Origin of the sequence: Peribacillus cavernae (assembly GCF_003989135.1) — a bacterium.
Classification (GTDB): Bacteria; Bacillota; Bacilli; order Bacillales; family DSM-1321; genus Peribacillus; species Peribacillus cavernae.
This window is the reverse complement of record NZ_RYZZ01000046.1, coordinates 24,191-39,395: the sequence shown is the minus strand read 5'-3', so window position 1 is coordinate 39,395 and position 15,205 is coordinate 24,191. Positions and strand designations below refer to the sequence as shown.

Below are 15,205 nucleotides of genomic sequence, written 5' to 3'. Positions count from 1 at the left end.
TGGATAGCAGATTATCTGCTATCCCTTTTCTTTTTATCCATTAAGATCCGTATTACGCAACACTTGATTAAATACTTCAAAGCTTTCCTGGACAGCTTTTGTGACTGTCTTGTCCCCCGCCATTACCTGATTTTCCAATACGGGAAGAAGGTCTTTCATTTTTTCATTTTTAAAGAACATGTTTTGCAGTGAATCATGGATCAAGGAATACAGCCATTCTTTGGATTGAAGTCTCCTTCTTTCCTCAAATACACCTTTTTCTTTCGTTTCTTCCGAAAATCGCATAATTACATCCCAAAGAGGGCCGATTCCATCACCGGTCAGGGAAGAACATGTATAAGCCTTCGCTGACCAGCCTTTTGTCGCCGGCTGCAGGAAATGAAGCATCCGGCTGTATTCTGATTTTGTTTTCAAAGCGAGCGGCTTATTGTCTCCATCTGCTTTATTGACGACAATGGCATCAACGAGTTCCATTATCCCTTTCTTCATTCCTTGCAGTTCATCCCCGGCACCGGTTAGAACAAGAAGCATGAAGAAGTCTGTCATGCTGCGGACAATGGCCTCGCTTTGTCCGACGCCGACTGTTTCAATCAGGATGATATCAAAACCGGCCGCTTCACAAAGAAGCATCGTTTCCCTCGTTTTACGGTGGACCCCGCCCAGTGTCCCACCAGAGGGAGACGGCCTGATAAAGGCTTGCGGGTTCCTGGCCAGTTCTTCCATTCTTGTTTTGTCACCGAGAATACTGCCGCCATTGACAGATGAGCTTGGGTCTACTGCCAGCACCGCGATTTTATGCCCCAATTTGCATAAATAAGTTCCAAAAGCTTCAATAAAAGTACTTTTTCCAGCACCAGGCACACCGGAAATTCCAATCCTGATTGAGCGGCCAGCTTGGGGCAGGATGGATTGTAAAAGCTGCTGTGCGTCTTCGAAGTGATGGGGGGCATTGCTTTCTATCAGGGTTATTGCACGTGCAAGCATAGCCCTCTCTCCTTGGAGCAGTCCTGCTTCGATTTTTTTAAGGCTTATAGTTTGCTTGCCTTTTTTCACAAACCTGCTTCTTCCATCCTCTGCAGCTTCCGAAAACGAGTCTACGCCTTTTCTGACAACAGACGCAAATCCTTCTTGATCACTGTCGTCTGCCCATTCAGGTTTTTTTCTGTTTTCCATTACCCTGACACTTCCTCATATCCGAGGCGGCGATATATTTCTTCCAGAACAGATTTTGCTGACCGGGTAATGACCGTACCAGGCCCAAAGATGGCCGCCGCCCCGTTTTGTTTCAGGAATTGATAATCCTGTGCTGGAATCACCCCGCCGGCAATGACGATGATATCTTCCCTGCCTAATTTTTTCAGTTCCTGGACGAGCTGAGGAAGGAGTGTTTTATGCCCGCCCGCAAGCGAGCTCATCCCCACCGCATGGACATCATTTTCCACCGCCTGCAGCGCCGTTTCTTCCGGAGTCTGGAAAAGCGGGCCGATGTCGACGTCAAATCCTAAATCGGCAAATGCGGTTGAAACGACCTTGGCTCCGCGGTCGTGTCCGTCCTGCCCCATTTTTGCCATCAAAAGACGGGGTCTTCTTCCTTCATTTTCAAGAAACTCATCGGTCATTTTCTTTACTGCTTCAAAGTCATCATTATCCGAATAGGAGGAACTGTAAACGCCGCTGATCGAACGAATCGTCGCCTTATGGCGCCCGGCTGTCTTTTCAATCGCATCTGAAATTTCACCAAGTGTTGCTCTTGCCCTTGCTGCCTGAACGGCTAGCTCAAGCAAGTTGCCCTCACCGCTTTCGGCTGCTGCGGAAAGTGCTGCTAATGCTGCCTCTGCCTCTGCCCCATTTCTAGCTTCCCTTACCAGTGCCAGTTTTTGAAGCTGGCTTTCACGTACCGCAGTATTATCAATTTCGAGAATTTCAATTGGATCTTGTTTGTCAAGACGATACTTGTTCACGCCGACAATCGTTTCCTGCCCGGAGTCAATTTGTGCCTGGCGCTTCGCAGCCGCTTCTTCGATTCTCATTTTCGGCAGGCCCGTTTCAATGGCCTTTGCCATTCCCCCGAGTTCCTCGATCTCCTCAATGTGGGCCCAGGCCCGGTTGATCAGTTCATTCGTCAACGATTCCACATAGTAGGAGCCTGCCCACGGGTCGATCACGTTTGTGATTCCTGTTTCCTCCTGCAGGTAAAGCTGGGTATTCCTTGCGATCCGTGCCGAAAAATCAGTCGGCAAAGCGATCGCTTCATCAAGAGCATTCGTATGGAGTGACTGCGTATGTCCAAGCGCAGCGGCATGGGCTTCCAAAAGAGTGCGGACCACGTTGTTGAAAGGATCCTGTTCTGACAGGCTCCAGCCAGACGTTTGCGAATGTGTCCGGAGTGCCAATGATTTAGGGTTCTTCGGTTCAAACTGCTTGATTAATTTTGCCCAAATAAAACGGGCAGCTCTCATTTTGGCCACTTCCATAAAATAATTCATCCCGATCGCCCAGAAGAAGGAAAGGCGCGGCGCGAATGAATCAACGGGAATGCCAGCCTGAAGCCCGGTTCGGACGTACTCGAGCCCGTCAGCGAGCGTATAGGCAAGTTCAATATCAGCAGGAGCGCCTGCTTCCTGCATATGATAGCCTGAGATGCTGATGCTGTTGAACTTCGGCATAAATTTGGATGTGTATTCAAATATGTCAGCAATGATTTTCATCGACATTTCCGGCGGATAGATATACGTATTCCGCACCATGTATTCTTTTAAAATATCATTCTGGATTGTACCAGAAAGCTTTTCCTGGGTAACGCCCTGTTCCTCGGCGGTCACGATAAAAAACGCCAGGATCGGCAGCACGGCCCCGTTCATGGTCATCGACACTGACATTTGGTCAAGTGGAATCCCTTCAAATAACCGTTTCATGTCAAGAACCGAATCAATCGCAACACCTGCTTTGCCGACATCACCGACAACCCGAGGGTGATCGGAATCATATCCTCTGTGCGTCGCCAGGTCAAACGCAACCGATAAACCTTTTTGGCCCATAGCCAGATTCCTCCGGTAAAAAGCATTCGACTCCTCAGCCGTAGAAAAACCGGCATACTGGCGCACCGTCCATGGACGGTTTACATACATCGTCGGATAGGGGCCTCTCGTGTATGGGGCAATGCCGGGAACGCCCTCGATATGCTTGAATTCCTTTAGGTCTTGTTTCCGGTAAAGAGATTTGATTTGAATCTGCTCATTCGTTTCATATAATAAATCTTCAATGGACCCGTTAATAGCAGCCTCCGCTGTCTTTTGCCATTTTTCAGCTGAACCTGTGGAGTTGGCTATTAGTGGATTGATTTTTGTAAAATCAGGTCTTTTCACGCTACTTCACCTCCAGTTCCGTAAGCAATTGTGTCAGGATCTCGACAACATTTGTTTTTATATGCAAAAAGTCTTTTACGCCAGCCAGCTTCAGTTCTTTTTCCAGTTCACTGTCCTGCTTCCCTGCCAAGTATAGATTCTTTTCAGGGTAGCCTTCCTTGATTGCTCTGGCAAACGCCGCTGCAGTTTCTAAATAATCGGCATCGCTGCCGCAGATGCAGTAACTCTTAAGGTTTGTCTCGGTTACAAAAGCCAGTACTTCGTCCACTGTTGTACAGCCCTTGCTTTCGATCGTTCCGATACCCCCGGACCCCGATATCCCCTTAATAAAATCAGCCCTTGCTTTATAGGCCTTAAGCTCACCAATCGTAATCACTCCAAGTTTAGGAGCTTCTCCGCTTTCGGCATGTGCTTCGGCTCGAAGTCGGATGTTTTCAAATTCTTCAGCTACTCGCATGTGGGGAATCGGTATGATATCCAAAGCAGCAGTACTCTTCTCTGAATTCGTTTGCGGCTCTTGAACCTTTTCCGCTGGGTTTGGATAGACATTCGTACCGATGATGCTTTCTTTTCGAAAGCCCGTGTTTCTCTGTCTTTGCTTAAATACGTCGGCAATTTCAGCCTGGATGGTTCCTTTTTTTAGCAAGTTGAGGATTCCACCCTGCTGCTCAATTTCAAGAAACTTGGACCATACAGCTTCCGTTAATTCACTGGTAAGCTTCTCGACGAAGAAGGAACCACCAGCCGGATCGACAACTGTAGAAATATGGGTTTCTTCTTTCAGGATTAACTGGGTATTTCGTGCAAGCCGTTCGGCAAAATCATTTTCCGTCCCGTGCAGCCGGTCGAACGGATGAATTTGCAGGTATTGCACTCCGCCTACCACTGCGGCAAATGCCTGGTTAGCAGTACGAAGGATATTGACATGCTTGTCATATAATGTTTCCGTCACCCTTGAGGTCACTGCATGGATGTGCATTTTAAAGTAATCCGGAGAAACTCCATATGCCTCGGCAAGCATCGCCCATAATCGCCGCGCTGCACGCAGTTTGGCAATATTCATAAAATAATTAGAATCAATCGCAAAGGAAAATACGATTTTATCTGTCAGTTCCGCTAAGGATAATCCATATTCCTGGCCTTCGTTCAGATAATGAACAGCCTCGGCCAGTCCATATGCAACTTCCTGGACTGCATTTGCACCGCCGTTGTGGTATACAGATGTTTTAATTAAAATGGTTTTAACATTTGGAAGTTTTCCACCTGCCTCCTGTATACCAGAAAACCACCCTTTGAAATAGTTGTCTATGTCGGATGGGAGCTTTCCAGCAGCTGCCCATTCGGCTATCGGATCCTCTGCCAGAACTCCAGATATCAAGCCGGTGTTCAAATTAGCCTTTTCACAGTATTGATTGAATCTCGGCAAGGCGGAGTGCCCATTTCCCTCCAAATCGATAAAAATCGGCACTTCCTTGAAAGGCAGGCGGTTCAAAAGATTATTAAGGGTACCGCTTAGCAAGCTTGCCGGAAAACAAATGGCATTTTGGCCCCGGGACAATGCCGTATGCATCTTTTGATTAGCTTCTTCCTCAGAGAAAGCAAAGACAGGCTGGCATATGAGCCATGGGTTCGTGCGATAGCCGGTAACATTGATCCCTCTTGTGTACGGAAAAAATCCAGGAAGTTCTTCGCCAGCCGTATTTTCAGACAGGCTTTCTTCTGTATAAAGCGGCTGAAGTTCAATGCCTTCATATGTATTCGTATTCAACTTTTCGACGCTCTTCCCTTTTAAACTGCTTTCGGCAGCTACCTTCCAATCTTCTATAGAAGAACTAGGAAATGATAGAGTCTTTACTTCATTCAGCTTCATTGAAATCGCTTTCTTTCTTTCATACAGTATTACTAGGCAGAGCGAACGCTCGCTCAGTATGAAATCGAAAGCTTCCTCCCTTCCTCTTCTTACTGAATAATTATAACATTCTCACATAATAATATTCTAGAAGATACAACATAAAATCCTGCAATTGTTATGGTTATTTTGCGGAAACCCTTCACAATGGAAGAGGAAGGGTTTCCTATAGAATAAGCTGCTACTTAGTTTCACCAGCTGCGCTCATAATAATCCCGCATGCTTGTCTTTTACCAGCGTCACCGGTTTTCATGGTTTCATCATCAGGACCAGGCTTTCCCTCTGCTTGATAGCGGTCAGGGATATTGCCGGAGTTATCTGGTTTTTCGTGCACAATGATAGCAAGTTCTTGTTCTGTCAATTGGTTAATTGTAAAGCGGTCAAATGTTGTCATAAATTCAGCTGTACCTTCTTCATTTACGTATAGAGAAGGCATGTCACCGTTATGTCCTGAGTGCATTTCATCATCTGGATTAAAGTGTCCTCCCGCTGTAGTAAAAGCACCTTCCTTGGCATCCGGTTCACATGCGCCTTTTTCATGGACGTGGAATCCGTGCAGACCGGGTTCTAAACCTTTCATGCTGGCTTTGATTTGAATATCACCTTCATGATCAAAAAAACTGACCGTTCCAACCGTCTTATTATCCACATTTTTGATTTCCGCTTTAGCTTTAGGCTCCATCTGTTCCTCAGTTCCTTGGTTCTTTTCAGCTGTGCCATTCATACTCGCCGTCTCTTCACCATCTGAATTTTCCCCGCCCGCACATCCCATCAATAACAGAACGACAGAAACTGGCAGTAGAAGTTTTGTCCAGTATTTGCTCATTTTTCTGCTCCCTTCTTCTTTTTTAATATACCTTTCAATACTTCCACTATTTTGGGGAGATAAACGTATTATCGATTAATTAGAGGAGTTCGGGAAGATATATAAGTTGAAATAACCATTTCCTATTTCGTTTTAAGTTTTGACGTCACTTTTATTGTTTTCGCGTCTTTTTTTCTAGTTTTGTCGTCTCTTTTCTCATTTTGGCGTCTCTTTTAATTTTTGTCGTCTGTTTTTCTGTTTTGGCGTCACTTTTATCGTTTTCGCGTCTGTTTTTCTAGTTTTGTCGTCTCTTTTAATTCCAAGTATTTGTGTTAGATGCAATTCTTAATCTCAACTTATATAGTTTGAGTTTTTTTGGATATGCAAAAACGCCGGCAATAGCCGGCGTCCATTAATATATAGGCGTATTTGAACTCGATATATCTTCAACAATTTGTTTCACTCTGGCTAGGAAACGTCCGCACACAAGTCCGTCAAGCACACGATGGTCGAGTGACATGCATAAATTGACCATGTCACGGACGGCAATCATATTGTCGATGATGACCGGGCGCTTCACGATCGATTCCACTTGCAGGATCGCTGCCTGAGGATAGTTGATGATGCCCATCGATTGAACGGAGCCGAATGAACCGGTGTTATTTACGGTAAAAGTTCCACCCTGCATTTCATCAGATTTCAGCTTGCCGCTGCGCACCTTCCCGGCAAGCTCATGAACTTCGCGAGCGATGCCTTTAATCGATTTTTCATCGGCATTTTTGATCACCGGTACAAACAGCGCGTTTTCGGTTGCGACGGCTATCGAGATGTTAATATCCTTCTTCTGGATGATTTTGTCGCCCGCCCACATTGAATTGATCTGAGGGAATTCCTTTAAGCTTTGCGCGACTGCTTTTACAAAGAATGCAAAATAGGTTAGGTTATAACCTTCTTTTTGCTTAAATTCAGTTTTAAGAGAATCACGGTATGCAACCAGATTGGTGGCATCCACTTCCACCATCGTCCAGGCATGCGGAGCTTCGTGCTTGCTGCGCAGCATATTTGATGCAATTGCTTTTCTGATCCCTGTCACCGGAATTTCAATGTCTCCCGCTGCCGTAGGGACGGAGACGGATTCTGCCGGTTTTGGCGTTGATTGCAGCTGGACAGATGCTGTACTTTCCTGTCTGGCTTCCGGTTTTGCTTCCGCCTTGCTGGCTCCCGCCTGCGGAATATTTCCGGAATTGATCAATTTCACTAAGTCTTTTCTCGTAATCCGGCCCTCTTTGCCAGTTCCCGCTACCTGGTTTAAATCGATGCCGTTTTCCTGGGAGATCTTCAAAACGGCGGGAGAATATCTGGCTTTCCCTTGAACCGTGTCCGCTGCTAGATTACTCGGCTCCCGGGAAACATCCTCTTTCTCCTCGGTATGAAAGTTTTCCTTTCCGTCTGCTTCGTCCGTTTTTACACCGGCAACATCAATGGTACAGATGATCTCCCCGACGGCCAGAGTTTGATCTTCTTCTGCCATCAGTTCGACAATGGTCCCTGTAAATGATGAAGGGACTTCTGCATTCACTTTATCGGTAATGACCTCAAGCATAGGATCATATTTATTGACATGGTCCCCCGGCTTTACCAGCCATTTGCTGATGGTCCCCTCGGTGACGCTTTCTCCGAGCTGCGGCATTTTCATTTGCTCAATCGCCAATTGCCCAAACCTCCTCTTTTCTTATTCCATGGTACCTAAAGCGGTCTTAGTCAATACCACTTTGTCAAATCTATAAAAGCAATCCTGTTTACGGATTTTTTCCTTAGTATTCAGCCAATTCCCTCATCGCTGCTTCGACTTTTTCGGGATTCACCATGAAAAACTTTTCCATTGTCGGTGCATAAGGCATCGCTGGAATATCAGGGCCTGCCAGTCTCATGATCGGGGCATCAAGGTCAAACAGGCAGTTCTCAGCAATAATCGCCGATACCTCACTGATGATGCTGCCTTCTTTGTTATCCTCGGTCACGAGCAGGACTTTGCCTGTTTTTGATGCAGCCTCTATGATGGCTTCTTTGTCCAATGGATAGACGGTGCGTAAGTCGAGCACATGTGCGGATATCCCGTCACTAGCCAATTTTTCTGCAGCCTGAAGGGCGAAGTGCACGCAGAGGCCATATGTAATCACTGTGATGTCCTCGCCTTCCCGTTTAACGTCTGCCTTTCCGATAGGCAATACATAGTCATCGGCAGGAACTTCGCCTTTGATTAAACGGTAAGCTCTTTTATGCTCAAAGAACAAAACAGGATCGTCATCGCGAATCGCCGCTTTTAATAATCCTTTTACATCATACGGAGTGGACGGCATGACGATTTTCAGGCCAGGCTGGTTCGCAAAAATCGATTCCACCGACTGCGAATGGTAGAGCGCTCCGTGGACACCGCCTCCGTATGGAGCACGGACGACGATCGGACAACTCCAGTCATTATTGGAACGGTAACGGATTTTTGCCGCTTCCGAAATAATCTGGTTGACTGCCGGCAAGATGAAATCAGCGAACTGCATCTCGGCAACCGGACGCATGCCATACATCGCGGCACCGATCCCTACACCGGCAATCGCAGATTCGGCAAGCGGTGTATCAATGACATGCTGTTCACCGAATGTGTCATAAAGGCCGTTTGTAGCCTTGAACACGCCGCCCTTTTTCCCGACGTCTTCCCCCAGAACGAACACGCGGGAATCTCTTTCCATTTCTTCGCGAATCGCCATTGTTACAGCATCTATATAAGAAATTACCGGCATAATTACTCCCCCTTACATCTGTGCATATACATATTTTAAAGCGTCCTCTGCGTCCGCATATCGTGCATTTTCCGCATAATCGGTAGCTTCATTTACGTTCTTCATGATCCGGTCATTGATTTCCTTCTCCAGCGCTTCATCCATCGTCCCTGTTTCTTTTAAGTAGGCTCCAAAGGTCATGATCGGGTCTTTTGTTTTTGCCTCTGCCACTTCATCAGGAGCGCGGTAGCTGCGGTCATCATCATCACTTGAATGCGGAGTAAACCGGTAGGAAATTGTTTCAATAAGGGTTGGTCCTTCTCCGCGGCGGCCTCTGTCCGCGGCTGTCTTTACAGCTTTATAGACTTCCAGCGGATCATTGCCATCGACAGTCACACCCGGCATCCCATAACCAATGGCGCGGTCAGATACCTTTTCACAGGCCAATTGTTTTTCAATCGGCACAGAAATAGCATATTTATTATTTTCACACATCAAAATGACCGGAAGTTTATGGACACCTGCAAAGTTTGCTCCTTCATGGAAATCTCCCTGATTCGATGAGCCCTCGCCAAAAGTCACAAAGGCCACCAAGTCCTTGCCTTCCATCTTTCCAGCAAGCGCAATTCCGACAGCGTGAGGAACCTGTGTTGTAACCGGAGAAGATCCGGTAACGATCCTGTTTTTCCTTTGGCCGAAATGGCCGGGCATTTGACGTCCGCCGGAGCTCGGATCTTCTGATTTTGCAAAGCCTGAAAGCATAAGATCCTTAGCTGTCATTCCAAACGTAAGCACTACGCCGATATCGCGGTAATAAGGAAGTACATAGTCTTTTTCCCGATCCAAACCAAAAGCAGCCCCAACTTGTGCCGCTTCCTGTCCCTGGCAGGAAATAACAAATGGAATTTTCCCCGAACGATTTAATAGCCACATACGTTCGTCAATTCTGCGTGAAAGCAGCATCGTTTCATACATTTCTAAAACTCTTTCATCGCTAAGGCCTAACTCTCTATGACGATTTTCAACCATCATTTTTCCCTCCTTACAGGCAAGTTTCTTAGTGTTATTGAAGCACTATCATGAATGGATCGCAAGTCCGTCGACGGCAAGTGCCGCTTCACCGATTGCTTCTGACAATGTCGGATGCGGATGAATCGTATGCGCCACTTCCCAAGGTGTCGCATCAAGGACTCTTGCAAGTCCTGCTTCAGAAATCATATCGGTCACATGCGGCCCAATCATATGGACGCCAAGAATGTCATTTGTGTCTTGATCGGCAATAATTTTGACAAAACCGTCAGATTCACCATATACAAGCGCCTTTCCAATTGCTTTGAATGGGAATTGGCCGATTTTGAGCTTATATCCCTTTTCGAGCGCCTCATCCTCTGTATATCCAACACTCGCGGCTTCCGGGTTGGAATAAATGCATTTAGAAACCAAAGAATAATCGATTTTGTGCGGTTTTTCACCGGCAATATGCTCAACTGCTACGATTCCTTCGTGTGAGGCAACATGCGCCAACTGCAATCCGCCGATACAATCCCCGATTGCGTAAATATGCGATTCTTTCGTTTGATAAACATCATTAACCGAAATAAAGCCTTTTTCGGCCACGATATCTGTATTTTCAATTCCAATTCCTTCAGTATTTGCCTGTCTGCCTACCGACACTAACATTTTTTCAGCGGTGAATTCTTTCGTTTCCCCATTGATTTCAGCAGAAATGGTTACGGTCTCTCCCTTTTTCAGCGACTCCGGCAGAACCCTGGCACCGGTTACCAACCTGATGCCCTTTTTCTTCAAAAGCCGGAACATCTCCTTTGAAATGTCTTTGTCCTCAGTCGGAATGATCCGCTCAGCATACTCGATTACGGTTACTTCGACACCAAAATCATTCAGCATAGAGGCCCATTCGATGCCGATCACGCCTCCGCCCACGATGATAATAGATTTCGGCAGTCCCTCCAACTGCAGCGCTTCATCAGAAGTCATTACGAATTCTCCATCAATATCAAGTCCTGGCAGCGTTTTTGGTCTTGAACCAGCAGCGACAATGACGTTTTTCGGGATCAGCATTTCATTTTCCGATCCATTGTTCATTTCTACTGAAATTGTCCCTGCTACCGGCGAAAAGATCGATGGACCGAGAATCCTTCCCAGGCCTTCATAAATATCGATTTTTCCCTGTTTCATTAAATGCTGAACACCTTTATACAGCTGGTCCACGATTCGGCTTTTTCTTTCTTGCACCTTCATGAAATCGAGCTTTACTTCTCCGGTCACTACTCCGTATTCCTCACTTCTTTTCGAGGTACTGAATACCTCCGCGCTTCGAAGCAATGCTTTTGAAGGAATGCAGCCCTTGTGCAGGCAAGTCCCGCCGAGCTTTCCTTTTTCAACAACGGCCGTTTTCAGCCCTAACTGGGCCGCACGGATTGCCGCAACATAACCGCCGGTTCCCGCACCCAATATGACCAGATCGTATTCTTGTGCCATTTCCTAACCTCCTTGATCAGAGTTGCTACTAAAGTTACTATTTTTTTCTATTGTTCGTCCACTACTGTCTTGCAACCCTTTACCTCCATTTTTAAGCCGCAGAAAGATCGTAAAGTGTTTTCACCAAAAATTGATTATACCGCTAATTGGCCGGCCTTTGCTTGATTGAAAGCTTAGACGGGCCAAAGGCGTTCTAAATATGTATCTCACTAATGTGAGAAGGGCTTCTACGTACAAGGATGTACCCAGTGATGCGTTGACATACGACATCGCTCAAAGCCGACCAAGCGCCCAGTCGCGGCAGGGCGCTTTCCGTTTTTGTTATTTACGGCGGTTCAGGGTATGCTTTTCATTTTGCAGGAACTGACTGCGCGAATTTCTCATTCGTTCAATCCGTTCCTCAGCCATGCGGTCGGCTGCCAGATAAGTAGGAATTCCATCGCGCTTGGCGATTTCAATCACCTTTTCAATATTATTGTAAACGGTTTCAACTTTTTTCATTGCTCGTTCGGGATTATAGCCATAAAGCTCATCAGCGACATTAATCACTCCGCCTGCATTAATGACATAGTCAGGAGCATACACAATGCCCATTTCATGAATTTGATCGCCATGAGCCGTATCCTTTAATTGATTATTTGCCGCCCCTGCAATAACCTTCGCTTTAAGCTGGGAGATGGTGTGGTCATTTATGACAGCTCCAAGTGCGCAGGGTGCGTAAATGTCACAGTCCACTCCATAAATTTCATTGGGTTCGACGGCTTTAGCACCAAACTCTGCTACAACTCGCTGGACAGACTCTTTGTTAATATCGGCAACAATCAGTTGGGCGCCTTCTTCGTGAAGGTGGCGGCAAAGATTGTATGCTACGTTTCCGACGCCCTGAACGGCAATGACTTTTCCTTCCAGAGAGTCAGTGCCGAATGCTTCCTTGGCTGCTGCTTTCATTCCGCGGTAAACGCCGTAAGCCGTAACCGGAGATGGATTGCCTGATGAACCGAATGCCGGTGAAATCCCGGTTACAAAATCAGTTTCTTCATGGATCATGTCCATATCGGCAACCGTAGTGCCGACATCTTCAGCAGTAATGTAGCGGCCGTTCAAACCTTGGATAAAGCGCCCAAACGCACGGAACATTTCCTCATTTTTGTCCTTTCGCGGATCGCCGATAATAACCGTTTTTCCACCGCCGAGGTTGAGTCCTGCAGCTGCATTTTTGTATGTCATCCCACGGGAAAGACGAAGAGCATCTTCAATCGCCGCTTCTTCTGATTCGTATGTCCACATGCGGGTGCCTCCAAGAGCAGGGCCAAGGGTCGTATCATGAATGGAAATGATTGCCTTTAATCCGGATTGTTTATCCTGGCAAAACAAAATTTGTTCGTAATCATATTTCTCCAAGTATTTGAAAATTTCCATGAAAATTCCTCCCCAAGATGTACTTTATTTATTAGATGCAGAGCATTCTGCAAGGAGCAAGTGCTAGAGAGTATAATTTGCTCTCGCAACCGCCTCCAGCCTTCCATATTCTTTAGGTGTTTTACCATCTATCTTATTTGATGCAATTCCTGTGCCAGATTTGTTTGCAAGGAAAACCAGGTAAAACTGCCGTGAATCTCTGCATTTTTTTGCACATCATGCAGTTTATTGCATGCTAAAGTTTTCAAGGTTGAGCTTTTCTATTTTGTAATATAAATTTCTTACTGAAATTCTGAGCGATTTAGCAGTCGCTGTTTTGTTCCCTTTATGCTGGATTAACGATTGCTTAATCAATTTGCTTTCATAGCGGTCAAGCATTTCTGACAAAGGCTCCTGCTGACTGAATGCTCCTTCCTTTCCAAGGTTAGGATCATTTAGGATCTTTTCATCGTTTTCAATAAAGTCTGGGATATGCTCTTCATCCATGACTGATTCATTGATTTTCATAAAAATGATCGCCCGCCCAAGGATGTTTTCCAATTCCCGCACATTTCCCGGCCAATCATACTGCTTAAGCTTTTCAATCGCCTCGTCTGTTATCCCTTCGATATTTCGTCCATATTCCTGGTTGATTTTTTGGATCAGATGCTTAGCCATCGCCTCGATTTCTTCCTTTCTTTTTCTAAGCGGCGAGATATGAATCGGCATCCTATTCAAGCGGAAATAAAGATCCTCTCTAAAAGTTCCGATCGTGATTGCTTTTTCGAGGTTAAGATTGGTCGCCGCGATCACCCTTACCTTGATGGGAACAGGCTTTGTGCCACCAACCCTGATAATTTCATTTTCCTGCAGGACCCTGAGCAGTTTAGCCTGTATATTGGGCGACAACTCACCAATTTCATCCAAGAAAATACTGCCCTTGTTTGCCTCTTCGAAAAATCCGCGTTTACCGCCGCGCTTTGCTCCTGAAAAAGCGCCTTCTTCGTATCCGAAAAGTTCACTCTCCAGCAACGATTCCGAAATGGCTGCACAGTTCACCCTGACAAATTTATTGAATTTCTTTTCACTTGCATTATGTATCGCATGGGCAAACAGTTCCTTCCCGGTTCCCGACTCGCCCCTGAGTAATACGGTAGCCGGTGTTTTCGCGCTCAATTTTGCCTGTTCAACAGCCAGCTTCATTTCTTCAGATTGCCCGATAATATCCGCAAACGAGTACTTCGCTTCAAGCGTTCTGATGATTTGTCTTGCGCGATCTAGCTCTTTGGTCAGCTGCTGGATTTCCGATACATCATGGATGACCCCAACGCTCCCTTTCAGCCTGTTATCGACGATGATCGGGGCAACATTGACGATGACATCCTTTTTCAACGGACCCACCCTTAGATTTACTCCCCTGACAGGCCTTCTCGTCTGCAATACCTGCATATGCATACTTTCGCCTTCGTAAATATCGGTTGTGGCAGGTTTCCCAATCACCTCTTCTTTGCTCAGCCCGGTAATCCTCGTATAAGCTGGGTTAATCACAATGCCATGTCCTTTTTCATCGACAACAGAAATTGCGTCATTACTTGAATGAATAATCGCCTGGAGCATCGTTTGAATTTCTTTCAAGTTCGTGATCTCTTCCGCGAGATTCACTACTTCGGTGATATCCTTAAAGACAGCAAAAGCACCGATCACTTCATTGTTCTCATCAAGCAGCGGAATACGCGTAGTGATAATCTTCATCCCATTATTGAGAACCTGTTCCTGATTCAGCTCCATCCGTTTCGTCTGGATGGTGTGAGGGAGGCGGCTTCCCGGTATCAATTCAGTTATGTGCTTTCCGACTACGTCCTTACGCTTTGCTTCGACCATCCGTTCAGCACTGCGGTTAAAAAGGATGACAATGCCCGTCTTATCTACGACGATCATTCCGTCATTCGTGGTATTAAAGATTAAATCATGTTTATTTTTCTCATTTTTCAGCTTATCAATCAATTCCTTTTTTTCTTCAAAAAGTTTGGCAATGATATAAGCAACACTGCCAGGAATGAGCAGGGTCCTGCCGCTTCTCCTGTCCCGGATCTCTTCAAAAACCTGTTCATCACCGGTCACCTCAATGATAATGTCAAGCGAATCATGAATCTGTCTCTTCCAATCAGAACCGGTCTGGATTCCAAGCTTTTTGGCAAGCTGCATTCCCGGTGCATCCATATTAGTGTCTACCACACACTCAATGAAAAAACTTTCGCTTTCCATTAGGATCTTTAAAATGGCCGTTCCGCCTGTGCCTGCTCCGACGATCATAACTTTTTGCAAGTTGTGCCTCCCTAGCCCGCTCTGCAAGTAATTTCACATCCTCACTATGCAGCGTGCAACTTTTTTCATGGTTCCCTTCATTGTAGTAAAGATGCATCGGCTTGACAAATTTTATTTATGATTTATG

The 15,205-nt window shown here is 46.0% G+C and carries 10 protein-coding genes; all 10 read right to left on the bottom strand.

The features are described 5' to 3' along the window. Window positions 1-33 precede the first annotated feature (33 nt). The gene (gene meaB, locus ELQ35_RS21365; RefSeq protein WP_126867203.1) at window positions 34-1,173 is read right to left on the bottom strand and encodes a methylmalonyl Co-A mutase-associated GTPase MeaB; all 1,140 of its coding nucleotides are present in this window, start codon (window positions 1,171-1,173) and stop codon (window positions 34-36) included. Then, complete coding sequence (gene scpA / locus ELQ35_RS21360) at window positions 1,173-3,365, bottom strand: methylmalonyl-CoA mutase (protein WP_126867202.1); 2,193 nt, start codon at window positions 3,363-3,365, stop codon at window positions 1,173-1,175. The genes meaB and scpA overlap by 1 nt, the downstream gene beginning before the upstream one ends. A gap of 1 nt (window position 3,366) precedes the next feature. Next, a complete protein-coding gene (locus ELQ35_RS21355; protein ID WP_126867201.1) occupies window positions 3,367-5,235 on the bottom strand; it encodes a methylmalonyl-CoA mutase subunit beta in 1,869 nt (622 codons plus the stop codon). 220 nt (window positions 5,236-5,455) lie between these two features. Continuing rightward, window positions 5,456-6,100, bottom strand: a complete 645-nt coding sequence (locus tag ELQ35_RS21350; RefSeq protein ID WP_126867200.1) for a superoxide dismutase family protein — start codon at window positions 6,098-6,100, stop codon at window positions 5,456-5,458. Between the two features lie 391 nt (window positions 6,101-6,491). Next, entirely contained in the window at window positions 6,492-7,790 is a 1,299-nt protein-coding gene (locus ELQ35_RS21345; protein ID WP_126867199.1) for a dihydrolipoamide acetyltransferase family protein, read from the bottom strand. Between the two features lie 103 nt (window positions 7,791-7,893). Continuing rightward, on the bottom strand, window positions 7,894-8,877 hold the full coding sequence (locus tag ELQ35_RS21340; protein ID WP_126867198.1) for an alpha-ketoacid dehydrogenase subunit beta: 984 nt from the start codon (window positions 8,875-8,877) through the stop codon (window positions 7,894-7,896). 12 nt (window positions 8,878-8,889) lie between these two features. Further along, the gene (locus ELQ35_RS21335) at window positions 8,890-9,885 is read right to left on the bottom strand and encodes a thiamine pyrophosphate-dependent dehydrogenase E1 component subunit alpha (RefSeq protein ID WP_126867197.1); all 996 of its coding nucleotides are present in this window, start codon (window positions 9,883-9,885) and stop codon (window positions 8,890-8,892) included. Between the two features lie 48 nt (window positions 9,886-9,933). Next, window positions 9,934-11,355: a dihydrolipoyl dehydrogenase gene (lpdA, locus tag ELQ35_RS21330; RefSeq protein WP_126867196.1), complete on the bottom strand. Its 1,422-nt coding sequence runs from the start codon at window positions 11,353-11,355 to the stop codon at window positions 9,934-9,936. 321 nt (window positions 11,356-11,676) lie between these two features. Beyond that, window positions 11,677-12,774, bottom strand: a complete 1,098-nt coding sequence (bcd, locus tag ELQ35_RS21325; RefSeq protein WP_126867195.1) for a branched-chain amino acid dehydrogenase — start codon at window positions 12,772-12,774, stop codon at window positions 11,677-11,679. Between the two features lie 225 nt (window positions 12,775-12,999). After that, a complete protein-coding gene (locus tag ELQ35_RS21320) occupies window positions 13,000-15,078 on the bottom strand; it encodes a sigma-54 interaction domain-containing protein (protein WP_126867194.1) in 2,079 nt (692 codons plus the stop codon). Between the last annotated feature and the right edge of the window lie 127 nt (window positions 15,079-15,205).